The following is a 23,532-nucleotide window of genomic DNA, read 5'->3' on the forward strand; positions in this document are numbered from 1 at the left end:
GATACTGTCGGTCTCGTGAGTCCAGTCGCAGAGGGTTCGACAGCGAGGTCGAGCGAGACGCTCCCGGCCGCCACCGACGGTCGCTCCACGAGGTGGGACGACCACCGGGCCGCCCGCCGGGTGGAGCTCGTGCACGCCGCCCGCCGCGCCGTGCACAAGGTGGGCCCCGAGATCTCCATGGACGAGATCGCCGCCCGAGCGAAGACCTCCAAGTCCATCGTCTACCGCTACTTCGTCGACAAGCCGGGTCTCCAGCTCGCCGTCGGCGAGGCCGTCGTCGCCCAGATGCGCGACGCCCTGCGCGAGGCCGCCCGCACGGCCACGACGCCGCGCGAGGCGCTGCGCTCCATGGTGTCCGTCTACCTCGAGATGATCGAGCACTCGCCCAACGTCTACTACTTCGTCACGCGCACCGCCCCCGGGCTGCCGTTCCTCGACTCCATGACGGAGATCGTCTCCGTGCCGTTCGCGCAGGAGATGCAGGCCGACGCCACCGACGCCGCCGCCTGGGGCTCGGGCGCCGTCGGCTTCGTCCGCGGGTCCGGAGAGTGGTGGCTCGAGCACCGCGACACCCCCGGCGCCCCGAGCCGTGAGGAGCTCACCGACCGCGTCACCGCCTGGCTGTGGGGCGGGCCCGTCGGCGTCCTCGCCAAGGACCGGCCGTCCCCCTGAACCACGCCGCCGTGCACCACCTCGACACCGCTCTTGCTCGGACAAAGGAGTCAGCATGACCACCGTCTCGGACCGCCCCGCCGCCGCGGAGAACCAGCCCCGCAGCCTCCGGCCCACCACCGCCGACCACCGCGTCGACGTCGCGTACCTCACCGAGCACCTGCTCGGCCGGTGGCCCGAGCAGCGCCTCGCCGGACGCCGCATCGGTGGTGACCCCCGCTACTCCAAGCACGAGGGCCTGTCCATGGACGACCACCGTGCCCGCGTCCTCGAGCAGATCCGCCTCCTCGCCGCCGAGGAGCAGGTCTTCCGGGCGTTCCCCGAGCGCCTCGGCGGCAGCGACGACGCGGGCGGCAGCCTCGCGACGTTCGAGGAGCTCATCACCGCCGACCCGTCGCTGCAGATCAAGGGCGGAGTCCAGTGGGGGCTCTTCGGGGCGGCGATCCTCCACCTCGGCACCCCCGAGCAGCAGGACCGCTTCCTGCCCGGTGCCATGACCGTCGACGTCCCTGGCGCCTTCGCCATGACGGAGATCGGGCACGGCTCCGACGTCGCGTCCATCGCGACGACCGCCACCTACGACGCCGAGACCGAGGAGTTCGTCCTCCACACGCCCTTCCGGGCCGCCTGGAAGGACTACCTCGGCAACGCCGGCAAGCACGGCACCGCGGCCACCGTCTTCGCGCAGCTCATCACCGCGACGCCCGGCCAGGCCCCCGTGAACCACGGCGTCCACGCCTTCTACGTCCCTATCCGCGAGACCCGGGAGGACGGCAGCGCCGGGGACTTCCTCCCCGGCATCGGCGGCGAGGACGACGGCCTCAAGGGAGGCCTCAACGGCATCGACAACGGGCGCCTGCACTTCACGCACGTCCGGGTCCCGCGCGAGAACCTCCTCGCCCGCTACGGCCAGGTCGCCGCCGACGGCACCTACAGCTCGCCCATCGACAGCCCCGGACGCCGCTTCTTCACCATGCTCGGTTCCCTCGTCCAGGGCCGCGTGTCGCTCGACGGCGCCGCCGGCATCGCCTCCAAGATCGGCCTCGCCACCGCCATCCGCTACGGCAACGAGCGCCGCCAGTTCGCCGGGGCGTCCGCCGCCGACGAGGTCGTCCTCCTCGACTACGCCGAGCACCAGCGGCGTCTCCTGCCGCTCCTCGCCGAGGCGTACGCCGGGCACTTCGCCCACGACCGCCTCCTCGACCTCTTCCACACGGTGTTCACCGGTGAGATGGACACCCCGGAGTCCCGCGAGGACCTCGAGACCATGGCCGCCACGCTCAAGCCCATCTCCACGTGGCGCGCCCTGAACACCCTGCAGACCGCCCGCGAGGCCTGCGGCGGGGCCGGCTTCATCACCGAGAACCGCCTCGTGTCCCTCCGGGCCGACCTCGACGTCTACGTCACCTTCGAGGGCGACAACACCGTCCTCCTGCAGCTCGTCGGCAAGCGCCTCCTCGCCGACTACGCCGCCGAGCTCAAGGGCATCGACGGCGTCGGCATGGCACGGTTCGTCGTCGAGCGCGCCGCCGACTCCGTCCTCTACCGCACCCCCGTAGGGCGTGTCGTGCAGAACCTCGTCGACTCCGGGTCCGTGCGCCGTTCCGCCGGTCACCTCCGTGAGGAGGCCACCCAGCGCGAGCTCCTCACCGACCGCGTCGAGGCCATGGTCGCCGAGCTCGCCAACGCCCTGCGGCCCGCGAGCAAGCTCTCCCGCGCCAACGCCGCCGAGCTCTTCAACACCCACCAGCACGAGCTCATCGAAGCAGCCCGCGCGCACGCCGACCTCGTCCAGTGGGAGTCGTTCACCAAGGCGCTCTCCGACGTCCGGGACCCGGGCACCCGCCAGGTCCTCACCTGGGTCCGCGACCTCTTCGGGCTCTCCGCCGTCGAGAAGAACCTCGCCTGGTACCTCATCAACGGGCGCCTGTCCGGGCAGCGCGCCCGCGCCGTCACGTCGTACATCGACCGGCTCCTCGGTCGCCTGCGTCCCCACGCCCAGGACCTCGTCGACGCGTTCGGGTACGGTCCCGAGCACGTCCGGGCGACCATCGCCACGGGCATCGAGAAGGAACGCCAGGACGAGGCGCGCGACTACTACCGCGAGCTGCGCGCCAGCGGCGACGAGCCCGTGAGCGAGAAGGCCCTCAAGGCCCGCGCGCGCTGACGGCACGCAGCCCGGGGAACCCCCGGGCGCGGCACCGGGGACGGGGGGCGGGCACGCTCGTAGAGTGACGGCGTGCACCGCATCCCGGCCCCGGTCCTCTTCGTCTTCTCGGGCCTCACCCAGTACGTCGGCGCCGGGCTCGCCGTCGGCCTCTTCGCCACGGCTACCGCGACCGGCGTCGCCTGGTCGCGCATCGCCGTGGCGTCGCTCCTCCTCCTCGCGGTGTCCCGCCCGTGGCGGCTGCGCTGGGACGCCGCCTCCCTGCGGGCCGCCGCCGCGTTCGGCGTCGTCCTCGCCGCCATGAACTGCACGTTCTACGCGTCCCTCGAGCACCTTCCCCTCGGCAACGCCGTGGCCATCGAGTTCCTCGGGCCCGTCCTCGTCGGCGCGCTCACCGGCCGTGGGGTGCGCGAGCGCGTCGCCATCCTCCTCTCCCTCGCGGGCGTCACGCTCCTCGCCGGGGTCACCCTCCAGGCCGACGGCGGCCTCGTTGGGCTCGTCCTCGTCCTCGCCGCCGCGGCCTGCTGGGCCGGGTACATCCTCCTGGGGCGCGTCGTCTCCCAGCAGGGCCCCGGTCTCGGGGCGCTCGCGGTGGGCATGGCGGTGGGGGCGCTGGTCTTCGCGCCGTTCTTCGGGGCGTCGGCGGTGCCGCTGTTCGTCGACCCGTGGTTGCTGCTCGCGCTCGTCGGGATCGCGGTGGCGTCGTCGATCGTGCCGTACGGGATCGACCAGGTGGTGCTGCGGCGGTTGAGCTCGGCGCAGTTCGCGATCCTCCTGGCGATCTGGCCGGCGTCCGCGGCTCTCGTCGGGGCGGTGGTCCTCCAGCAGGTCCCCGGCGTCGCGGAGGTGGTGGGTGTGGTCCTCGTGTCCGCCGCGATCGCCCTGACGTCCCGGCCGGGCCCGACGGCGCCCGTCGCCCCGGAGGTGTGACCTCCTACGTGGGGTTGCAGCGCGCGGCGAGGTACGCGAGGTAGGAGACCTCGGGGCGCCACGGCTCGAGGTTCCACGTGTCCTTGTCGGGGGCGCCGGTGAGGTGGCACAGGAGCTGGAACTCCATGACCTGGGTGTCGGCGGCGGGTTCGAGGCGGACGACGTCCTGGAACCCGTAGGTCATGCCGGTGGCGCCGGCGACGCGCCCCCAGGCGGACGGGGAGACGACGAGCGAGCGGCCGCCCTCGCGCTCGTCCCACAGGACGGAGTCGACGACGGTGCTGCCGACATGGAGGTCCACCGTGACGGGGTAGGTGACGTCGCCGGCGAGGGACGCCGACGCGTCGGCGGGCACCAGGTCCGTGTAGTCGAGGACGACGAGGGGTCCGGCGGCGCCGTCGGTCTGCGTGCCGGACGACGTGGTGGCGTCCTCCACGACGGTCCAGGTTCCGCGCACGCTCACCCCCGCGGCATCGGTCGCGGCGATCTCGGTGACGCCGAGGAGGAGGTCGCCCGTGACGTCGGTGACGGCGAGGGTGCCGTCGAGGACGACGTCCGTCCCGAGTGGGACGGCGGCGCCCTCGGGTGCGGCGACCTCGAGGCGCAGGCCGGTGCTGTCGGGGACGGTCGCGGTGACGAGGAGCCCGCTGCCGGCGTCCGGGACGGCTTGCGCCGAGACGGCTCGGAGAACTTCCGGCGGGGTCCCGGGAGGCGGTCCGACGAGCGTGACCAGGGAGGACTCGGGACTTCTAGCACTTTCGCCGTCGTTACCGGAACTTGAGCCCGAATTTGTCTCAGAATCTGGACCAGGGGACTGGACAGCGGGTGAAGAAATGGGTGAACATGCAACCAGTGAAAAACCCACCACGACGGCGACGGGGGCGTGCAGAACGCTTGTCCGGACGGGCGTTTCGCGAGTGCTCGACCGAGGCCGTGATCGGCGGGGTCCCATGCCGTGGGGCTCCTCATCTGTTGCACTGATCATCGAAGGATAGTAGAGGCGTGCTGATCGACACCGATGTGAACGTCTCCTGGGGCATGACGCTCGACGGCCCCGACCTCTATGCCGCCGCTCAGCTGCTCGACGAGAGCGAGCAGCGCCGCGCGGCAGCCATCCGCAACGACCATACCCAGCGTCGCTTCGTCTCCGCGCACGCCATGCTGAGGATCCTCGTCGCCAAGCAGATCGACTGGCAGCCCGAACAGCTCACGTTCGGGGTCCGCAGCCGGTACGGCAAGCCGGAGCTCGTCTACCCGCCCATCCGCGTCCACTTCAACATCGCGACCGCCGGTGACCGCGTCGTGTGCGCCGTCACCGAGACCGGGCCGGTGGGGGTCGACGTCGAGTCCCACGAGGTCATCGCCGAGGCCGACCGTGCGGGCGGCGTCGAGCAGGTCCTCCTCACGCCGGCCGAGCGCGAGGTCCTCCACGAGTTCCCCGACCGCGCGAGCGCCCTCACCCGGTGGTGGGTCCGCAAGGAGGCCATGCTCAAGGCGAGCGGTGAGGGCCTGGCCATCGAGCCCCCCACCCTCGAGATGAGCGCGCCCGACGAGACGCCCCAGCTCCTCGGCTGGCAGGGGCGCCCCGTCCCGCCCGTGTGGATCTCCGACCTCGACGTGGGTCCCGGGTACGAGGCCGCGGTCGTCGTCCTCACCTGACGTGCCCGCGGGGCGTCCCCGGACGCCCTCACCCGGTGGTGCGCGCCGCGGATAGGATGGGCGCGTCTCGCAGAGCCGTGCTCCGTCGTCGGTGACTTCGACCGCGTGAGTGGCACACCACCGATGAGGGAACTGATGACTGCCCCCAGCAAGCCCACCCTGGACACCGTCGAGCGCGCAGCAGCCACCCCGGACGAGGAGCAGCCGTACGCGGCGCTCGGGCTCAAGCCCGACGAGTACCAGCGGATCCGCGACATCCTGGGCCGTCGCCCCACCGCCGCCGAGCTCGCCATGTACTCCGTCATGTGGTCCGAGCACTGCTCGTACAAGTCGTCCAAGGTGCACCTGAGCACCTTCGGGGCGAAGACCACCGACGAGATGAAGAAGCACCTCCTCGTGGGCATCGGCGAGAACGCCGGGGTCGTCGACATCGGCGACGGCTGGGCCGTGACCTTCAAGGTCGAGTCCCACAACCACCCCAGCTACGTCGAGCCCTACCAGGGCGCAGCGACCGGCGTCGGTGGCATCGTCCGCGACATCATCTCCATGGGTGCGCGCCCCGTCGCCGTCATGGACCAGCTCCGCTTCGGTGCGGTCGACCACCCCGACACCGCCCGCGTGGTGCACGGCGTCGTCGCCGGCGTCGGCGGCTACGGCAACTCCCTGGGCCTGCCCAACATCGGTGGCGAGCTCGTCTTCGACCCGTCCTACCAGGGCAACCCCCTCGTCAACGCCCTGTGCCTCGGTGTGCTGCGCCACGAGGACATCCACCTCGCCAACGCGTCCGGCACCGGCAACAAGGTCATCCTCTTCGGTGCCCGCACCGGCGGCGACGGCATCGGCGGCGCCTCCATCCTCGCCTCCGAGACCTTCGAGGACGGCGTCCCCGCCAAGCGACCCAGCGTCCAGGTGGGCGACCCCTTCATGGAGAAGGTCCTCATCGAGTGCTGCCTCGAGCTCTACGCCGCCCAGGTGGTCGAGGGCATCCAGGACCTCGGTGCCGCCGGGATCTCCTGCGCCACGAGCGAGCTCGCGTCCAACGGTGACGGCGGCATGCACGTGTGGCTCGACGACGTGCTGCTCCGCGACCCGTCGCTCAACGCCGGCGAGATCCTCATGTCCGAGTCGCAGGAACGCATGATGGCCGTGGTCGCCCCCGACAAGCTCGACGCATTCCTCGCCATCACCGGCAAGTGGGACGTCGAGACCGCCGTCATCGGCGAGGTCAACGGGTCCGGGCGCCTGACCATCGACCACCACGGCGAGCGCATCGTCGACGTCGACCCCAGGACCGTCGCGCACGAAGGGCCCGTCTACCACCGCCCCTACGCGCGCCCCTCGTGGCAGGACGGTCTCAACGCCGACACCGTCGTCGCGGCCGGGCTCGCCCGCCCCGAGACCGGCGACGAGCTCCGCGCCACCGTGCTGCGCCTCCTCTCCTCGCCGAACCTCGCCTCCAAGGAGTGGGTCACCGACCAGTACGACCGCTTCGTGCAGGGCAACACCGCGCTCGCGCAGCCCGACGACGGCGGCGTGGTCCGTGTCGACGAGACCACGGGGCTCGGGGTGGCCCTCGCCACCGACGCCAACGGCCGCTACACCAAGCTCGACCCCCGCACGGGCGCCCAGCTGGCCCTCGCCGAGGCGTACCGCAACGTCGCCGCGACCGGCGCCCGCCCCCTCGCCATCACGGACTGCCTGAACTTCGGGTCCCCCGAGGACCCCGACGCCATGTGGCAGCTCGTCGAGGCCATCGAGGGTCTCGCCGACGGCTGCCAGACTCTCGGTGTCCCCGTCACCGGCGGCAACGTCTCGCTCTACAACGGCACCGGCGAGCCGGGCCAGATCGACTCGTCCATCCACCCGACCCCCGTCGTCGGTGTCCTCGGTGTCCTCGACGACGTGTCCCGCGCCACCGCGTCCGGGTGGCGGGCGCAGGGGGAGAGCATCTTCCTCCTCGGCACCACCCGCCCCGAGCTCGACGGGTCCGCGTGGGCCGACGTCGTGCACGACCACCTCGGTGGCCTGCCGCCGGCCCTCGACCTCGCGGCCGAGCGGGCCCTCGCCGAGGTCCTCGTGAACGCCACGCGGGACGAGCTCGTCGACGCCGCCCACGACCTCTCCGAGGGCGGCCTCGCCCAGGGGCTCGTCGAGGCGTGCCTGCGGTTCGGGACCGGCGCGACCGTGTCGCTCGACGCCCTCCTCGAGCGTGACGGCGTCACCGCGTTCGAGGCGCTCTTCTCGGAGTCGACGGCCCGCGCCCTCGTGTCCGTGCCCCGCGGCGAGGAGGTCCGGTTCGTCGACGCGTGCGTCGCCCGTGGAGTCCCGCACCTGCGCATCGGCGAGACGGGCAACGACGTCGACGGCGCCGAGGTCCTCGAGGTCACCGGCCTGTTCACCCTGCCCCTCGACGAGGCCCGCGAGGCGCACGACCGGACGCTGCCCGCGATCTTCGGCTGAGCGGAACGACATGGGCCTGTTCGGGAGGCGGCGACGCAGGGCGGACGTCGCGGAGTGGCAGGACCTGTGGGGTGTGCTCGCCCCGCTCGGCGGGACGGTCGACGCCGCGGGGCTGGGCCGTGTGCGTGAGGCCGTCCTCGCGCTCACCGAGGAGCAGGCCACGCGGGTCGAGTCGCAGCTGGGCGCAGCCCTGGCAGCCCTCGACACCGAGGAGCACGCCCGCCACATCGTGGAGCACCCCTGGACCGGCCCGCGCGCGGTCTTCGCGCGGCGCCGCTTCGTCCGTGCCGTGACACGCGTCCTGGCCGCCGGTCCTGTCGCGTGCGCGCAGGTCGTCGCCGACCCCACCCAGCTGAGGGCCTTCGACCGGGGACCCGACGCGACACCCCTCGAACGGGTCCGTCCCGACCCGGTGGGCTGGACCTTCGCCGAGGCGCTCGCGGACCGCGACGAGATGGTCGTCTCGGACGTGGCGAGCGACCTCGAGGACCGGGACGTGACGGACGAGCGGGGGTGGCCCGCCCTGCGACGGTTCACGCGCGCGGGCGACGTCTACCCCTTCGAGGAGCACGACCCCGAGGGGGTCTGGTTGGACGTCACCGTCGACCACGTGGACCTCGACGACGGGAGCGTCACGGAGGCCGAGTACGCCCACCGGAAGGTGCGTGCGGCCGCCTGGGACGCGGCGTCGGAGCGGGTGGTCGCCCGTGTCCTCGAGGTGTTCGGTCCAGGGCCGTCCAGCGCGCCGGGGACCATGCCCGGAGGTCTCGCAGACGCCACCGTGAGGTCGGTGGGGATCGAGCTCTTCGTGGATCGCCGCGGACAGCAGCCGCGGCCGGTCGAGGCGTCCCTGGACGACGACGGGGAGCTCACGGTGGAGGCCTGGTCCACGGGGGCCGCCGTGGACGCGGCCGAGGGGGACCCGGATCCCTTCCTCGTCCGTCGGGTCGCGGAGGTGCTGCGCGATGCACTCCCCGGTCTCACCGCGGACGGTCGCGACGTGCTCGGCCGCCTCGCGCACGACGGCTGACGGTCGGTTCACCGGCCGCCGGTTCCTGGGCCCGGCCGTGCACGCCGAATCGGATCGCCGGACCTCAGCCCGCCCGGCGCGGAGTCCCGAAGACGGTGCGCACGCCGGGCGACCAGAGCACCGAGTCGGGTGCCCGGTCCACGAGTCCGGGGAGTCCGGCGGCGGCCACGAGCGAGTCGTCGAGGTGCGTGACGCGGGCGTGGTGGAGCGGCCACGGCTCGTGGTCGTTGGGCACGAAGAGCAGTCGCCCGAGGTGCCGGGTGTGCAGCCCCCAGCGGGCGGTGAGGAAGTGCGCGAGGGTGTCGGGTTCCGTGATCCGCTCGCCGGGCTCGACGACGACACGACCGCCCGCGCCGCGAGGCCCGGGCAGGCGCCGGGCCGTCGTGTACGTGATCGTGGTGGGCGTCCGGTCGATCCGCATGCGGGCCCACGTGTAGGGCAGCCCGAACCCGACCCTGGCGGCGAGGACGACGGCGAGCCGCGCGGCCTCGAGCGAGCGGAAGACGACGCCGCGCTGCCCGGATGCGTCGACCGAGTAGAGGCGCACGTTGGTCTCGGCGAAGGTCCCCAGCCAGGGGACGGCCGGCCCGCGGCCCACCCCGGCGTCGGCGAGCCGGAACGGCACGAGACCCACGTAGGTCGCGCCGTCGAACAGGTCCGGGGTGGTGCCGCGGGGCAGCAGCGGCGCGACGAGCGCGGGATCCACGCGCCAGTGGATGAACGTGAGGTCCTCCCACCGCTGCGTCATGATCCGGGGACGCGCGAGCGGCGGGGCGGAGGCCGTGATGGGCGAGGGGTCCACCCGGCCAGTATCGCCCCGCGCGCTCGCCGTCCTCACCGGCGTGGCCGTCAGGCCGCGGGTGCGGCTGCCCGGGAGACGACGCCGTCGACGACGGCTCGCAGCTGCTCGACGACCTCGGCGTCGTCGCGGGGGTGGGTCTCGGCGAAGCGCACGAGGGAGCCGGGGACGGACATCGTCACGTCGTCGAGGACACGGGCGCCGGCGATGCCCAGCGCCTTGCGAGCCTCGTCGTGGGCCCACACGCCGCCGTACTGGCCGAAGGCGCTGCCGATGACGGCGACGGGCTTCTGCGTGAGCGGCGCGACGCCGTAGGGGCGGGACGCCCAGTCGATGGCGTTCTTGAGGACGGCGGGGATGGTGCCGTTGTGCTCGGGGGTCACGACGAGAACGGCGTCGGCGGCCGCGACGGCGGCGCGGAAGCGGTCGGCGGACTCAGGTGCCGAACCCTCGAGGTCGATGTCCTCGTCGTAGAAGGGCAGGTCGGCCAGCGCGGGGTAGATGCTCAGCGTGACGTCGGCGGGGGCGAGCTCGACGGCGGTCTCGGCGAGCTGGCGGTTGGTCGAGCCGCCGCGGAGGCTGCCGACGAGGACGAGGACGGAGGTGGCTGGCACGGTGTGCTCCTTCGGTGGGATGCTCGACGGCGGTGGGCGCCGTCGACTGCGTGGTGCGACACTAAAACGGACCACGGTCCGTTTTCTATTCCCAGCCCTGACGATCTCGACCACCGGACGGAGACCATGCGATCCGACGACCTGATCGGCGTCGGTCCTCCTGCGGGCGGGACCTGCGCCGAGGGGCACCGCACGGACGACTGCCGTTCCGACGCGGCGCGCAACCGGGAGCACCTGCTCGCCACGGCGCGCGGGATGCTCGATGCCACGGGCGTCGCGGGCCTGACCATGGATGCGCTCGCGCGCGAGGCCGGCCTCGGCAAGGGGACGGTGTTCCGCCGCTTCGGGTCCCGGCAGGGGCTGCTCGAGGCGCTGCTCGACGACACGGAGACGGAGTTCCAGCGCGCGTTCCTCTCCGGACCGCCGCCGTTGGGGCCGGGCGCGGACCCCGTCGACCGGCTCGTCGCCTTCGGCCGTGGGCGCCTGTCCCTCGTCACCGTCCAGGGCGAGCTCCTGTGCGCGGTCGCGTCGTCCCCTGAGGGTCGCTACTCGAGCGCAGTGCGCGCCGCGAGCCGTATGCACGTCCAGATGCTCCTGCGCCAGACCGGCAGCGACGTCGACGTCGAGGTCCTCGCGTTCCACCTCCTCGCGGTGCTCGACGCCGGGGTGATCCACCACGAGTCGACGGGAGCGGGCCTCTCCCTCGACCGCCTCGCCGACGGGTGGGAACAGCTCGTCCGGCGCGTCGTCGGGTCCGCCTGAGCGTCCGCATCCGACAGAGGTCCCGTCAGCGACGTGGCTGACGAGACCCTGGCGGTCGTCGGTACCAGTCGTCAGCGATCCCCGCGCGCCTCCGATGCCGCTCGTGACCCTCGAACGTAGACATGGACGAGGACCGGCAGAAAGGTCAGGAGGCACCCGACGACGAAGGCCTCGGCGTTGCCGCCGCCGTCCACGGATCCCCAGATCACGGCCGCCACGGAGAGGATCATCGTCACCAGGCCGGTTCGCCACAGCACCGGCGAGATTCGTCGGTGCGCCGCGAGCCACGCCTGCCGGGACTCGAGCGTCGTAGGAGTCCTGAGGCCGGGCGACCGCCGGTGGTCGACGTCCTGACGCACGGAGTGGACCGCCGTCCAGAGCAGGAACCCGCCGATCGCCGCGAAGGCGAGGCCCGCGAAGACCCAGTCGTTCATCTCACGCCATCCCATCGTCGGGTGCCGGGCGCACTGCCCCCACGTCACCCACATCATGACCGACGGCTCCTAGCCCCGCTCGCCCATGTTGAACGGCGACGTCTTGCTCGAGAACATCTCGACGCGCTGCTCCGGGGTCATGGCCTCGATGGTGGCCCGGTGCCGGTCGGGGAACGCCGAGACCTCAGCGGGTTCCCCGACCGGCACCAGGGAGTGGACCAGACGGTCCGGGTACGCGTGGACGATCATCATCGACTGCCCGGAGTCCACGCCGGACAGCAGGCGGTCGTGGGCGCTGAGGTCGAGCGTGTAGCAGGTGGCCGCGGCCACCGACACGGGGATTCCTGCCACGAGGGAGTGCGTCGAGTAGTGCAGATGCCCGGCGAGGATGCCGCGCACGTCCGTGCCCTCGACCACGCGGGCGAAGCGGTCCTGCTCGCGGAGCTCGAGCATGTCCATGGCCCACAGGAGGGGAGTGGGCACCGGCGGGTGGTGCATGGCGACGAGGGTGCCGTGCGGGGCGGGTGTCGCGAGGACGTCGGCGAGCCACCCGAGCTGGTCGTCGGTGAGCTCGCCGTGGTGGTACCCGGGGACCGTCGTGTCGAGGGACACGATGCGCAGCCCGTCCACGTCGTGCACCCGGTCCTGCGGGGCCTCGGACCCGGGCTCGTCGAACAGGCCCTGCGCGTACGGGGCCCGCTCGTCGTGGTTGCCCATGACCCACACCACCTGGGCGCCCATGCGTTCCGCCATGGGTTCCACGAGGCCGCGCAGGCGGGCGTACGCGTCGGGCTCGCCCAGGTCCGCCAGGTCCCCTGTGAACACGAGGGCCTGCGGGTGGATGTCCGACCGTTCGAGCTGGCGCAGCGCCCGCTCGAGGTTCGCCTGAGTGTCCACCGCGTCGTACAGGCGGCGGTTCCCCGCGAGGAGGTGCGTGTCGCTGATGTGCGCGATCGCGTGCGACGGCGCCGGGTGCTGTCCGAGCTGGGTCATGCACCCACGGTATCGGCCGTCCACCGCACGAACGCGTCGAACCAGTGGTCCGACGTGGTGCCCTGCGCTCGTGACCCGAACCCGTGGCCGCCGCGCGAGTAGGCGTGCGCCTCGACCGCTGCGCCCGCGCGGCGCCACGCGTCGTAGATCCGCAGGGCGGGGTCGATGATCACGTCGCCCAGGCCGTCGTCGGTGGCCCACGCGAGGAACATCGGCGGGGCGGGCACGGGGACCGTGACGTCGTCCCACCACGCCGGGTACACGGGGGCCACGAACGACGGGCGCTCCCCAGCGGGGCCGTCGAGCGTCGTGACGAGCGTGACGAAGGCGCCGGCGGAGAAGCCGAGCATGCCCACCCGCTCGGGGTCGACGCCCCACCCGTCGGCCCGCTCCCGCACCGTGCGCAGCGCCGCCGACCCGTCGGCCAGCGCCGGTGCCCGCCGCTCCCGGGAGATGTCGGCGAGGGTGGATCGCTCCGCGAAGGTGCGACGCATCGCGGCCTCGAGCTCCGCCTCGTCCACCGGTGTGGGCGCCAGGCGGTACCGGAGGACGAACGCCGCGATCCCGCGCTCCGCCAGCCGCTCGGCGACATGCGTGCCCTCGTTGTCCACCGCGAGGAAGTGCAGCGCCCCACCGGGGACGACGACCACACCCGTCCCGGTCCGCACCGACGGCTCCGGCAGGTACGGGGTGAGCGTGGGGACCGTGACGTTCCGCAGCATCCGGTCGCGGCCCGACGGGTCGCCCTCGTCACGGTCCTCGATGGCGGCGTCGACGGCGCGCTCGCCCTCAGGGACGAGGACCACGGGTGGCGAGGGCGCAGGGGCAGGGTGGGTCACGGGAGGTCCTCCGTCGACGGTCCGGTGTGAGCGAGGTCCTTGCGGAGCACGAGGAGCTGCAGGCCGTCGCGGAGCACCACGACGCCCTCGATGCCCGGCGGCGGGAACGGTGCGCGCTCGCCGGTGGCGCGGTACCCGCGGCGGTCGTAGTAGGCGAGCAGCTCGGGGCGCGCGTCGAGGACCGTCATCTCCAGGGTGCGCAGCTGCCAGGCGTCCCGGGCCACGCGTTCCGCCTCGGCGAGCACCTGCTTCCCGATGCCCTGCCCCTGCGCGGTGGGCCGCACCGCGAACAACCCGAAGTAGGCGCCCGTCTCCGAGATGCGCGTGACGTGCGCGCACCCCACGAGCACCCCGTCCTGCTCCGCGAGCACGATGCGGCTGCCCTCACGCTCCACGTCCGCACGGAGCATCGCCTCGTCGGCGCGCGGCCCCGACAGCAGGTCCGTCTCCGTGGTCCACCCCGCACGGCTCGCCTCACCCCGGTACGCCGAGCCGACGAGGGCGACGACGGCCGGGACGTCGCCGAGGGTGGCCGGGCGGAAGGTCAGGGGAAGGTCGTCACGCACTGGTTCATCGAGCACAGACGGACGATAGACCCTCCGGGAGGCCGACGCGCCGTCACACCAGCCGAACACCAGTCCGAGGCCCGATCCCTGACCCCCGACCTCCGCCCCCCGTGCGCTCGCAGCCGCGTCGAGTTCGGCACTTCCAGTCGGCTTCGGCACTTCGAGCTGACGCCCTCGACTGGAAGTACCGAACTCGTGGCCTGGAGTGGGCGGAGGCGGCCTTGATGGACCTGTCAGGAATCCTTGACAGGTCTTATCGCCACCCGTCAGTCTTCTCTTACACCCGAAGGAGCGATGTGACACACGACGAACCGACCGGAGACCAGCTGGTCCTCGTGCTGGCGGCCCTGGCGAACCCGATCAGGCTGCGGATCATCGCGCGGCTCGCCGACGGCCGGGAGTACGTGAGCCAGCTCGCTCGCGACGTCGGCATCAGCCGGCCGCTGCTCCACATGCACCTGCAGCGGCTCGAGGCAGCCGGCCTGGTGGCCGGCGCGCTGGAGCTCTCCCTCGACGGCAAGGCCATGAAGTACTTCGAGCTCACCGACTTCCACCTGACGATCACACCGCCCGTGCTCGCCGCGGCGGCCACCACCCTCACCCCACCGGACGCCACCAAGGGTCCACCACCCCAGGAGAACCCGTGATGTACATCAGTGCGGACAGCGAGGTGAGCGCGCCCGAGGTGGCGGCGTTCGTCGGACTCCTCGTCTTCGTCATGTTCCTCGTGGGCGCCGCGTGCGCCACGTTCCTCGAGCTGCGCAAGACGAAGATCGACGCCAAGCAGGACGAGGACATGCGTCAGCTCGTGAGCCGCTACGAGCGGCTCGCGGAGAACACCCTCGACGCGCAGCAGCGCACGGCGGCCGACGTCGCCGAGCTGCGCACCCGGACGGCCGCCGTCGAGCAGATCCTGCGGAGCGTCGAATGACCGCCCCGGAGCCGGGTGCTGCCACCGCGGACCCGCGGGTCGGCGTCATGAAGGCGATCGTCCAGGACGTCTACGGCGGGCCCGACGTCCTCGAGCTGCGCGACGTCCCCGTCCCGGTGCCCGCTGACGACGAGGTGCTCGTCCGCGTGCGGGCGTCGTCGGTGAACGCCGCCGACTGGCACCTCATGCGCGGCAAGCCGTACTTCATGCGACTCGTGGGCTTCGGGATCCGCACACCCACCGTCCAGGTCCGGGGGATCGACGTCGCCGGTGTGGTCGAGGCCGTGGGGTCCAAGGTCTCGACGCTCCGACCGGGCGACGAGGTCTACGGGCACGGGGACATCAAGCAGGGGACGTTCTCCGAGCTCGCGGCCGTCAAGGAGACGAACCTGTCGCCCAAGCCTGCGACGTTGTCCTTCGAGGAGGCGGGCGCGGTGCCGCTCGCGGCGCTCACCGCGCTCCAGGGCGTCAGGGACAGCGGTGGTGTGAAGGCCGGTCATCGTGTCCTGATCAACGGGGCGTCGGGCGGTGTCGGGACCTTCGCCGTCCAGATCGCCAAGGCCCTCGGTGCCGAGGTCACGGCGGTGTGCAGCACCCGCAACGTCGAGCTCGTGCGGTCACTCGGTGCGGACCACGTCGTCGACTACACCCGCGACGACTTCACCAGGGCGGGGGAGCGGTACGACGTCGTGTTCGACCTCGTCGCCAACCGGTCCCTCACGGCGCTCCGACGAGCCCTCGCACCACGCAGCACCCTGGTGCTTTCGGGCGGCGGAGGTGGCCGGTTCCTGGGACCCATGCCGCTCATCGTCCGTGCCGTCCTCGTGAACCTCGTGGTCGGTCAGCGGCTCACGAGCCTCTCCGAGTCGGTGAATCCGGCAGACCTCGCCTACCTCGCGGACCTCATCGAGAAGGGTGAGGTGAGACCGGTGATCGACCGCTCCTACCCGCTCGCGGAGACGGCGGCCGCGATCCGCCAGCTCGAGGACGAGCATGCTCGAGGCAAGATCGTCATCACCCTCTGACCCCGCCAGTCCTGGATGGCCCCGACGGGGCGTGCTCCTGAGGACGGGGCGTGCCGTGCAGCGCACGCATCGCCCACGAGGGCACGCCCGGTCCGGTCCCGGGTCCTGGAGGGACCTCGGTGCTAGCGTCGATCGGGATCGACGCGTCGACGGGAGAGGCACGCACATGGTGGTCGGGCTGCACACGGAGTTCCTCACGGAGGACCTGGCCGACGACGGCCACCCCCGGTCCTTCGAGCCCACGTGCCCGCCGGGCTTCAACTTCGCGTACGACGTCGTCGACCGCCTCGGCACGCAGACTCCCGACCGTCGCGCGCTGCGGTGGTGCAACGACGAGGGCGAGCGCGCCGACTACACCTTCGGTGACATGAAGCGCCTCAGCGACCGGGCCGCGTCGTACTTCCTCGCCCAGGGCGTCCGCAAGGGCGACCGGGTCCTGCTCATCCTCAAGCGGCACCCGCAGTTCTGGTGGGCGATCACCGCGCTCCACAAGATCGGGGCCGTGGCCGTCCCGGCCACCAACCAGCTCCTGCGGTACGACCTCGTGTTCCGCCTCGAGGAGGCGGACATCACCACCGTCGTGTGCACCCTCGAGGGCGACGTCGCGGCCGAGGTCGAGGCCGCCGAGGCCGAGACAGGCCGCACGCTCCGCAAGATCGGCGTCCGCGGCCAGCGCCCCGGCTGGGACGACCTCGACGCAGGCATGGCCGCCACCGGCCCGTTCGTGAAGCCCGCCGCGCAGGACCTCCCGACCGTCGACGACCCTCTCCTGCTGTACTTCACGTCCGGCACCACCGCTCAGCCCAAGATGGTCGTCCACGACCACTCCTACCCCGTCGCGCACATCGCCACCGCCAAGTACTGGCACCGCGTGGACCCCGACGGGCTGCACCTCACCGTCTCCGAGACCGGCTGGGCCAAGTCCGTGTGGGGCAAGCTCTACGGGCAGTGGTTCATGGAGACGTGCGTCGACGTCTACGACTTCGACCGCTTCGACCCCGCCCGCCTCCTCAAGCACCTCGAGGACGCGCGGGTCACCACGTTCTGCGCCGCCCCCACCGTCTACCGGTTCCTCGTGGGCCAGGACCTCGGACGGTACGACCTCTCCGCACTCCAGCACTGCACCATCGCCGGCGAGGCGATGAACCCCGTGGTGTACGAGCGCTTCCGCGACATGACGGGCCTCGAGCTCAAGGAGGGCTACGGCCAGACCGAGATGACCCTCGCCGTCGTCACCAACCACTGGCAGGCCACCAAGCCCGGGTCCATGGGCACCCCGTCACCCGCGTACGACGTCGTGCTCCTCCGCGAGGACGGCACCGAGGCCGACGTCGACGAGGACGGCGAGATCTGCCTCCGCGTCCCCGAGGGCACCCGGCCCCTCGGCCTCTTCATCGGCTACGCGGGCGACCCCGCGACCACCGCAGCCGTGTGGCACGACGGTTTCTATCACACCCACGACCTCGCCCGGCGGGATGCCGACGGGTACTTCTGGTACGTGGGCCGCACCGACGACATGATCAAGACCTCCGGGTACCGGGTGGGACCCTTCGAGGTGGAGAGCGTCGTCATGAGCCACCCCGCCGTGCGGGAGTGCGCCGTCACCGGCGCCCCCGACGAGGTCCGCGGGACCGTCGTCAAGGCCACCGTCGTCCTCGCCGACGGCTACGTCGCGTCCGACGCCCTCGCCCACGACATCAAGGACCACGTGAAGCACCGCACCGCGCCCTACAAGTACCCGCGCATCGTCGAGTTCGTCGACGCCATGCCCACCACCGTCTCCGGGAAGATCCGCCGGGTTGCGCTCCGGCAGGCGGACCGATCGGCCGACGGACCGGCCGAGGAGACCTGAGCCCGGCCCGCCTTCTCCACCTCGGGCGATCCAGTGATCAAGCGGACGCCGTCACGAGACGGACAGGGTCTCGACGATCTCCCGGAGCGTGTCCTCGCCCTCGCCTGGGTCGGCGTACGTCCCGATGCGGATGTTCTCGGTGTCTGCCAGGACCAGGGTGATCTCGACGAACTCCGCCTCCTGCGTCGATGTTGCGGGCTCGATGCGGGCGAACGCCTCCTCGGTCCCCTCGACGTCGAGCCGGTACGAGGAACCTCCGACGGGGTGCCACCAGTCAGGGTTGGACGTCCCCACACCCTGCGCCTCGACCTCGCCGGGTTCACGCCAGACCATGAGGCCCGCAGGCTCGGACGTCGACTCGAGGACCGGCCCGAGGAAGGCGTCCATCTCGACGTCGGTGTCCTCGGGGACGTTGGTCCAGGACCACCGGTCCTCGCCCCCGGGCGCCCATTGCGCGGGGAGAGCAAGAACGACCTCACCGAAGGTCGTCTCGACAAACCCGTCCGGGACGACGCCGCTGGCCGCAACGTCGAGGAGGGGGAGAGACTCAGACCCGCCCTCGACGAGCGACTCGACGTCGAAGAGGCTGGAGTTCACATCCATGCCGAGGATGAGCCATTCGCCGTCGACCTGGGACATGGTGAAGGAGGTCCTCACGTGCGCGGTCTCGACCGCGTGTGGCTGGTCGGGCACATCGATCTCTCGCAGGTACCCGGCACTCAGTGTCACGATGACGTCGTAGTACTCGGACGCCGTGATCTCGGCCGTGCCGAAACTTGAGAGCACGAACCGCAGGGCCTCGCCGTAGGGGACAGGGGCGTAGCCGAGGTTCTCGTCCCTCGCGGTGGACCAACAGTCCGACAGGCCTTCGCAATCCTCCTCGTTCAGCCACGAGGGCACGCTTCCTCGAAACTCCGGGTCGGGATAGAGCGCCGCGGCGATCCTGCTCCCCGCCGCCGCGCGAGCCTCCTCGCTGTCGTCCGCGACGACCTCGGAGTCGATGAACTCCGTGAGGAAGTACGTGACGGCCGCACGGTGCGCGGCGGCGACGTCCTCGGGCGCGTAGAGGGCCGCGACTCCGGGGTCCACGACGTCGGGTTCGTACTGCAGCACGAGGGCGTCGTCGGCGATGCTCGCCTGCCGGTAGGTGCCGTGCTTGTCGGTCCGTTCGGGGCCGTCGGCGGTGAGACCGAACTCGGCGTTCGCGGAGCGGTCCGGGGCGACGAAGGTCATCGGTTCCACCGTCGGCGTGGCGGGCGACGCGGGGGTCTCGTCGGCGCTCGCCCCGCCCGAGCAGGCTGCGAGCCCGAGGAGGGCGACGGCGAGGAGGGTGGCGGCGCCGCGGTGCGGCGGGTGGTGCGTCATGAGGAGGTGGTCCAGGTGTGCTCGGCGACGGTGGGGCGTCACCGTCCCGGAGGGGGTGAGGCCCGGCGAGCCTAGCGACGGGGCGACCACCCGCGTGGGGCCCTGTGGACAACACGTCCGGCGACGGGCACCGGGCTGCTCGGCGGCGTGGCTCACCCGTCGGACCGGCGGTGTCCCCGCGCCACGGCTCCGGATACGGTACGCGTGTGCCACTAGTGGCACGCCCGTACCGTTCCGGGTGCGGGCCACGCGACCCGAGGAGACCGCCGATGGAAGGCCAGCTCGCGCCCGTTCTCGACCAGGTGCTCCGCCGCAACCCCGGCGAGACCGAGTTCCACCAGGCCGTCCGTGAGGTCTTCGAGTCGCTCGCCCCCGTCCTGCGCAAGAACCCCCAGTACGTGGACGCCGCCGTCCTGGAACGCATCTGCGAGCCCGAGCGGCAGATCATCTTCCGTGTCCCGTGGGTCGACGACTCCGGCCGCGTGCAGATCAACCGTGGGTTCCGCGTCGAGTTCAACTCCGCGCTCGGCCCCTTCAAGGGCGGCCTGCGGTTCCACCCGTCCGTGTACCTGGGGATCGTGAAGTTCCTCGGGTTCGAGCAGGTCTTCAAGAACTCCCTCACCGGCATGCCCATCGGTGGTGGCAAGGGCGGGTCCGACTTCGACCCGCGCGGCAAGTCCACGGGTGAGGTCATGCGGTTCTGCCAGTCGTTCATGACCGAGCTCTACCGGCACATCGGCGAGTACACCGACGTCCCCGCCGGAGACATCGGTGTGGGCGGCCGTGAGATCGGGTACCTGTTCGGCCAGTACAAGCGCATCACCAACCGCTACGAGTCCGGTGTCCTCACCGGGAAGGGCATCAGCTGGGGCGGGTCGCTGGTCCGTACCGAGGCCACCGGGTACGGGACCGTCCTGTTCACCCAGGAGATGCTCCGTACGCGCGGGCTCGAGCTCGAGGGCCAGCGCGTCGTCGTCTCCGGGTCCGGGAACGTGGCCATCTACGCCATCCAGAAGGCCCAGGAGCTCGGCGCGCACGTCGTCGCGTTCTCCGACTCCTCCGGGTACGTCGTCGACGAGGCCGGCGTGGACCTCGACGTCCTGCGCGAGATCAAGGAGGTCGAGCGCGGCCGCGTCGACGACTACGCGGCCCGCCGCGACAGCGCCACCCTCGTCCAGGGCGGGTCCATCTGGGACGTCCCCGCCACGGTCGCCCTCCCGTGCGCCACCCAGAACGAGCTCGACGTCGACGCCGCCCGCACCCTGCTCGGCAACGGTCTCCTCGCCGTCGCCGAGGGCGCCAACATGCCCACCACGCCCGACGCGGTCGCCCTCCTCCAGGAGGCCGGGACCCTCTTCGCCCCCGGGAAGGCCGCCAACGCCGGGGGAGTGGCGACGTCCGCTCTGGAGATGCAGCAGAACGCCAGCCGCGACGCCTGGACGTTCGAGCACACGGCCGACCGCCTCGCACAGATCATGACGGGCATCCACGACCGCTGCGCCGCCACCGCCGACGAGTACGACCAGCCCGGCAACTACGTCGCCGGTGCGAACATCGCGGGCTTCACCAAGGTCGCCGACGCGATGCTCGCCCTCGGCGTCGTCTGACCCGCACAGCCCACCGCCCCGAGCACGGCCTCAGTCCCCGATGAGGCCGTGCTCGTGCGCGCGCAGGAGCGCCTCCTCTCGGGACGACGCGTCGAGCTTGCGGTAGATGCTCCGCACCTGGCTCTTCACCGTGTTGGTCGACACGAAGAGCTCCCGCCCGATCTCCGCCATGTTCCCGGTGTTCACCAGGTGGTTGAGGACCACGAGCTCGCGTTCCGCGAGGCGCACGGTGGAGAGCGCGGACGGCAGCACCGACGGCACCTGCTCCAGGTCGGAGAGCACCGCGGCCGCCGGGTCGACGGGGCGTGCCGCCGCGAGCGCCTGCAGGGCGACGAGGTCGCTGCGGGGGACGAGCATGAGGGGGGTCCGCAGGTGGTGCTCCACCATGAGGCGCACCGCGGCGTCGACGTTCCGCAGGGCCATGGCCGGGTTCTCCAGGCGCAGGGCCGCGGCCGCGCGGATGAGGAGCGACTCCGAGCGCAGCCGGACGGAGAGCACCTCCTCCCCGGACACGCGGGCCAGGGTGCGGATCGCCTTGTCGGGCTGCCCGGACAGCAACCAGCGCCGCGCCCACATGACGGCCGTCCACGGTGACGTCTTCGGGTGGTCCTCGAGGAGGCTCTCCGCCTTGACGCCCTGACCGTTGGCCATGAGCAGACCCGCCCGGCAGGAGTCGAGCAGCGCGCGGGACCGGTCGCTGATGGCGGGCAGGTGCGAGATGGTCGTCATGTCGATCTCGAGGGCTGCGCTGCCCTCAGCCGCCTGCCCCAGGCCGAGGTCGATCATGGCCTGCGCGTACCGGAACAGTGGCCAGTGCTCCGTGAGGTTCACGTGCGCGCGCATGAGGTGCAGCTCGTACTGGGCGCGCGGGAAGTCGAACTGCTCGAGCGCCGACAACGACTCCGCGAGCCGGTAGAGCGACCCGTAGTACCCCTCCTTCCACCCCTCGGGCCACATCTCCCCGCGGATCTGCTCGATGAGGGGACGCACGCGGGCGATCTCGCCCTGCATCGCCAGCGCGCCGCACTGGAGGGCGAGGGCGTGGTGGCGGCTCTCCGCGCCCGTGGACTCGGCCATCGCGTAGCTCGTCGCGAACGCACTCACGGCACGGTCCGCCTGCCCCGAGTAGTAGAGGGTGAGCCCCAGGTGCTCGAGCATCACGGGCAGGATCCCGGCGAGCTCGTCGCGCTGCTGCATGCTCAGGTCCGCGAAGAGCCGCATGGCCCGGTCGGTGACGCCGATGGCCTGGTCGAGGTTCCCCGTGGACCGCAACGACGCGCTCTGGATGGTGAGGAGCACCAGCCGCTCCGCGGGCCCGGCCTTGGCGCTGCGGAGCTTCGCGGACGCGTTCGCGATGCCGAACATCTCGATGGCCCGCACCCGGTGCGCGCCCGACGACGAGTACGCGAGGGCGAGGACCATGGCGAGGATGGGGTAGCTGTACAGGCGGCGGATCGACAGGGGCGACAGGAGCCGGGCGACGGACTCCGCGTGGTAGGAGAGCAGCGTGAACCAGCGGCTCTGCGCCACCCGGGTGGCGAGGTCGAGGTCCCCGATGGACACGGCGTCGCGCAACGCGGTGAACGGTTGGTCGTTCTCCAGGGCCCAGGCGGCGGCGGTGCGCACGAGGTCCTCGACGTCCGACGGGTACCGCGTGCGGAGCTCCGCGGAGAGGATGGACCGCGCCATCGCGGACACCTGGAATGTGCGGCCCAGGCCCGTCACGGACCACATGCCCACCCCGGCGCCCTCGAGCTCGACCAGGCACTCCTCGGCGGCGTCCACGTCGTCGGTGACGGAGAGGCGGCGCACGAGGTCGACGGTGAGGACCTCCGCCACGGAGCACCGGATGGCCGCCTCCGTCGTCTGCGGGGTGAGGCGCCCCAGGACGGAGTCGTGGAGGACGGACGCGCTGGCGTCGATGAGCTCGGGGGAGATCTCCTGCGCGGCGGTGCCCGCGGGGGCACGTTGCAGGGTGACGATGAGCCCTCGGATGGCGATCGCCGACCCGTCGGTGATGTCGTGCGCGGCGAGCCCCAGGGTCTGCGCGTGCTCGAACCCGGCCTGGTCGAACGCGGCGACGGTCTCGGAGAGCGTGAACCGCAGCGTCGCGGGGTCCACGACGACGGTCTCGAGGCTCAGGGCCGTCGACGGGTCCTCGAGCGGGGTGAGGGTGCGGGTGGCGATGACGAAGGACACGTGGGGGCAGTGCTCGAGGAGGAACACGATGTCCGGGTGCACGGATGCGGCCCGCACGTGGTGGTAGTCGTCGACGACGATGGTGAGGGCCGTCCGGAGCTGTCCGAACCCGCGGACGAGGAGTCGGCGCGGGTCGTCGGTGACCCTCATCTCGGCGACGAGGCGGCTGAAGACCGGTGCGTACGCGGCATACCCGGCGTCGATGACGGTGGTGATGACCTCGCGCCAGAAGGCGAGGCGCGTGGCGGTGCCCTCGTGGGCGGTGACCCATACGCCGGGCGGCGAGTCCTCGGGGCGGTTGACGCTCCACTCGGCGAGGAGGACCGTCTTGCCGCCGCCGCTGGGGCCGCGGACGACGGTGAGGGGTGCGGCGGTGGAGATCTCGGCGACGAGCTCAGGACGAGGGATGAGGAACGACGGTACGCGGGGTCCTCCGTAGAACCCACCGGCTGGTGAGTCTCTCGTCGGTGATGCCATGCGCCGTCGGGCCCCTTCGACCACCCGATCCTCTCCTTGCTCGGTGGAGCGAGGAGCGCTGCTGGTCTTGCGCCGCACGACGGGTGAGCCCCGATCGTAGAGCGCCGGTGGTCCTGCCTAGAAGGTGTGCGGGGTGAATTGTGGACAGTAC

At 71.9% G+C, this 23,532-nt stretch carries 21 protein-coding genes; 12 read left to right on the forward strand and 9 right to left on the reverse strand.

Annotation, left to right across the window (positions count from 1 at the left end; translation table 11 throughout):
* The first annotated feature begins 15 nt into the window (after positions 1 to 15).
* The 3 genes from JAV76_RS12015 to JAV76_RS12025 all read left to right on the forward strand — a co-directional run bounded on the left by JAV76_RS12015 (position 16) and on the right by JAV76_RS12025 (position 3,769).
* Positions 16 to 672: a TetR/AcrR family transcriptional regulator gene (locus JAV76_RS12015; protein ID WP_307844188.1), complete on the forward strand. Its 657-nt coding sequence runs from the start codon at positions 16 to 18 to the stop codon at positions 670 to 672.
* 55 nt (positions 673 to 727) lie between these two features.
* A complete protein-coding gene (locus JAV76_RS12020) occupies positions 728 to 2,839 on the forward strand; it encodes an acyl-CoA dehydrogenase family protein (protein WP_198734312.1) in 2,112 nt (703 codons plus the stop codon).
* 72 nt (positions 2,840 to 2,911) lie between these two features.
* On the forward strand, positions 2,912 to 3,769 hold the full coding sequence (locus tag JAV76_RS12025) for an EamA family transporter (RefSeq protein WP_307844189.1): 858 nt from the start codon (positions 2,912 to 2,914) through the stop codon (positions 3,767 to 3,769).
* Positions 3,770 to 3,773: 4 nt separating this feature from the next.
* Here the strand turns inward: JAV76_RS12025 and JAV76_RS12030 are convergent, their stop codons facing one another.
* Entirely contained in the window at positions 3,774 to 4,637 is an 864-nt protein-coding gene (locus tag JAV76_RS12030) for a DUF2599 domain-containing protein (protein WP_198734313.1), read from the reverse strand.
* A gap of 134 nt (positions 4,638 to 4,771) precedes the next feature.
* Between JAV76_RS12030 and JAV76_RS12035 the strand changes: the two genes are divergently transcribed.
* The 3 genes from JAV76_RS12035 (at position 4,772) to JAV76_RS12045 (ending at position 8,918) form a co-directional block, all read left to right on the forward strand.
* Positions 4,772 to 5,428 (forward strand): 4'-phosphopantetheinyl transferase family protein, encoded by a 657-nt coding sequence (locus JAV76_RS12035; RefSeq protein WP_198734314.1) that lies wholly within the window; start codon positions 4,772 to 4,774, stop codon positions 5,426 to 5,428.
* A 135-nt stretch (positions 5,429 to 5,563) separates the two neighbouring features.
* Positions 5,564 to 7,888 carry a phosphoribosylformylglycinamidine synthase subunit PurL gene (purL, locus tag JAV76_RS12040; RefSeq protein ID WP_198734315.1) on the forward strand — a complete coding sequence of 775 codons (2,325 nt, stop codon included), beginning with the start codon at positions 5,564 to 5,566 and terminating at the stop codon, positions 7,886 to 7,888.
* 10 nt (positions 7,889 to 7,898) lie between these two features.
* The gene (locus JAV76_RS12045; protein ID WP_198734316.1) at positions 7,899 to 8,918 is read left to right on the forward strand and encodes a hypothetical protein; all 1,020 of its coding nucleotides are present in this window, start codon (positions 7,899 to 7,901) and stop codon (positions 8,916 to 8,918) included.
* A 64-nt stretch (positions 8,919 to 8,982) separates the two neighbouring features.
* Here JAV76_RS12045 and JAV76_RS12050 read toward each other — a convergent pair whose 3' ends face one another.
* Together JAV76_RS12050 and JAV76_RS12055 are read right to left on the reverse strand one after the other, a co-directional pair.
* Positions 8,983 to 9,666, reverse strand: coding sequence for a YqjF family protein (locus JAV76_RS12050; RefSeq protein WP_198734373.1), 684 nt, complete (start codon positions 9,664 to 9,666; stop codon positions 8,983 to 8,985).
* 101 nt (positions 9,667 to 9,767) lie between these two features.
* Complete coding sequence (locus tag JAV76_RS12055; protein WP_198734317.1) at positions 9,768 to 10,331, reverse strand: NAD(P)H-dependent oxidoreductase; 564 nt, start codon at positions 10,329 to 10,331, stop codon at positions 9,768 to 9,770.
* A 126-nt stretch (positions 10,332 to 10,457) separates the two neighbouring features.
* Here JAV76_RS12055 and JAV76_RS12060 point away from each other — a divergent pair, with 126 nt between their 5' ends.
* Positions 10,458 to 11,093 carry a TetR/AcrR family transcriptional regulator gene (locus JAV76_RS12060; RefSeq protein ID WP_198734318.1) on the forward strand — a complete coding sequence of 212 codons (636 nt, stop codon included), beginning with the start codon at positions 10,458 to 10,460 and terminating at the stop codon, positions 11,091 to 11,093.
* A 71-nt stretch (positions 11,094 to 11,164) separates the two neighbouring features.
* On the opposite strand, the gene JAV76_RS12065 is transcribed toward JAV76_RS12060, so the two are convergent.
* From JAV76_RS12065 to JAV76_RS12080, 4 genes are read right to left on the reverse strand one after another with little or no spacing between them, the layout of a single operon-like run.
* Positions 11,165 to 11,584, reverse strand: coding sequence for an SdpI family protein (locus tag JAV76_RS12065; RefSeq protein WP_198734319.1), 420 nt, complete (start codon positions 11,582 to 11,584; stop codon positions 11,165 to 11,167).
* Positions 11,585 to 11,596: 12 nt separating this feature from the next.
* Positions 11,597 to 12,520, reverse strand: a complete 924-nt coding sequence (locus JAV76_RS12070) for a phosphodiesterase (protein ID WP_198734320.1) — start codon at positions 12,518 to 12,520, stop codon at positions 11,597 to 11,599.
* Positions 12,517 to 13,359 carry an alpha/beta hydrolase gene (locus tag JAV76_RS15280; protein WP_198734321.1) on the reverse strand — a complete coding sequence of 281 codons (843 nt, stop codon included), beginning with the start codon at positions 13,357 to 13,359 and terminating at the stop codon, positions 12,517 to 12,519. The genes JAV76_RS12070 and JAV76_RS15280 overlap by 4 nt, the downstream gene beginning before the upstream one ends.
* Positions 13,356 to 13,940 (reverse strand): GNAT family N-acetyltransferase, encoded by a 585-nt coding sequence (locus JAV76_RS12080; RefSeq protein WP_198734322.1) that lies wholly within the window; start codon positions 13,938 to 13,940, stop codon positions 13,356 to 13,358. Before JAV76_RS12080 ends, JAV76_RS15280 begins: the two co-directional genes overlap by 4 nt.
* Positions 13,941 to 14,221: 281 nt before the next feature.
* Here JAV76_RS12080 and JAV76_RS12085 point away from each other — a divergent pair, with 281 nt between their 5' ends.
* From JAV76_RS12085 to JAV76_RS12100, 4 genes are all read left to right on the forward strand, one after another.
* The gene (locus tag JAV76_RS12085) at positions 14,222 to 14,572 is read left to right on the forward strand and encodes an ArsR/SmtB family transcription factor (RefSeq protein ID WP_307844194.1); all 351 of its coding nucleotides are present in this window, start codon (positions 14,222 to 14,224) and stop codon (positions 14,570 to 14,572) included.
* Positions 14,569 to 14,856 carry a hypothetical protein gene (locus JAV76_RS12090; RefSeq protein WP_198734324.1) on the forward strand — a complete coding sequence of 96 codons (288 nt, stop codon included), beginning with the start codon at positions 14,569 to 14,571 and terminating at the stop codon, positions 14,854 to 14,856. Before JAV76_RS12085 ends, JAV76_RS12090 begins: the two co-directional genes overlap by 4 nt.
* Positions 14,853 to 15,881: an NAD(P)-dependent alcohol dehydrogenase gene (locus JAV76_RS12095; protein ID WP_230402238.1), complete on the forward strand. Its 1,029-nt coding sequence runs from the start codon at positions 14,853 to 14,855 to the stop codon at positions 15,879 to 15,881. Before JAV76_RS12090 ends, JAV76_RS12095 begins: the two co-directional genes overlap by 4 nt.
* Positions 15,882 to 16,047: 166 nt before the next feature.
* The gene (locus JAV76_RS12100) at positions 16,048 to 17,733 is read left to right on the forward strand and encodes an AMP-binding protein (protein ID WP_198734325.1); all 1,686 of its coding nucleotides are present in this window, start codon (positions 16,048 to 16,050) and stop codon (positions 17,731 to 17,733) included.
* A gap of 51 nt (positions 17,734 to 17,784) precedes the next feature.
* On the opposite strand, the gene JAV76_RS12105 is transcribed toward JAV76_RS12100, so the two are convergent.
* Complete coding sequence (locus JAV76_RS12105; RefSeq protein ID WP_198734326.1) at positions 17,785 to 19,098, reverse strand: hypothetical protein; 1,314 nt, start codon at positions 19,096 to 19,098, stop codon at positions 17,785 to 17,787.
* A gap of 269 nt (positions 19,099 to 19,367) precedes the next feature.
* On the opposite strand from JAV76_RS12105, the gene gdhA reads away from it, so the two are divergent.
* Positions 19,368 to 20,705 carry an NADP-specific glutamate dehydrogenase gene (gene gdhA / locus JAV76_RS12110; protein ID WP_198734327.1) on the forward strand — a complete coding sequence of 446 codons (1,338 nt, stop codon included), beginning with the start codon at positions 19,368 to 19,370 and terminating at the stop codon, positions 20,703 to 20,705.
* A gap of 30 nt (positions 20,706 to 20,735) precedes the next feature.
* Here gdhA and JAV76_RS12115 read toward each other — a convergent pair whose 3' ends face one another.
* Entirely contained in the window at positions 20,736 to 23,381 is a 2,646-nt protein-coding gene (locus JAV76_RS12115; protein ID WP_198734328.1) for a LuxR C-terminal-related transcriptional regulator, read from the reverse strand.
* Between the last annotated feature and the right edge of the window lie 151 nt (positions 23,382 to 23,532).

It is taken from the genome of Sanguibacter suaedae (assembly GCF_016342785.1).
Classification (GTDB): domain Bacteria; phylum Actinomycetota; class Actinomycetes; order Actinomycetales; family Cellulomonadaceae; genus Sanguibacter; species Sanguibacter suaedae.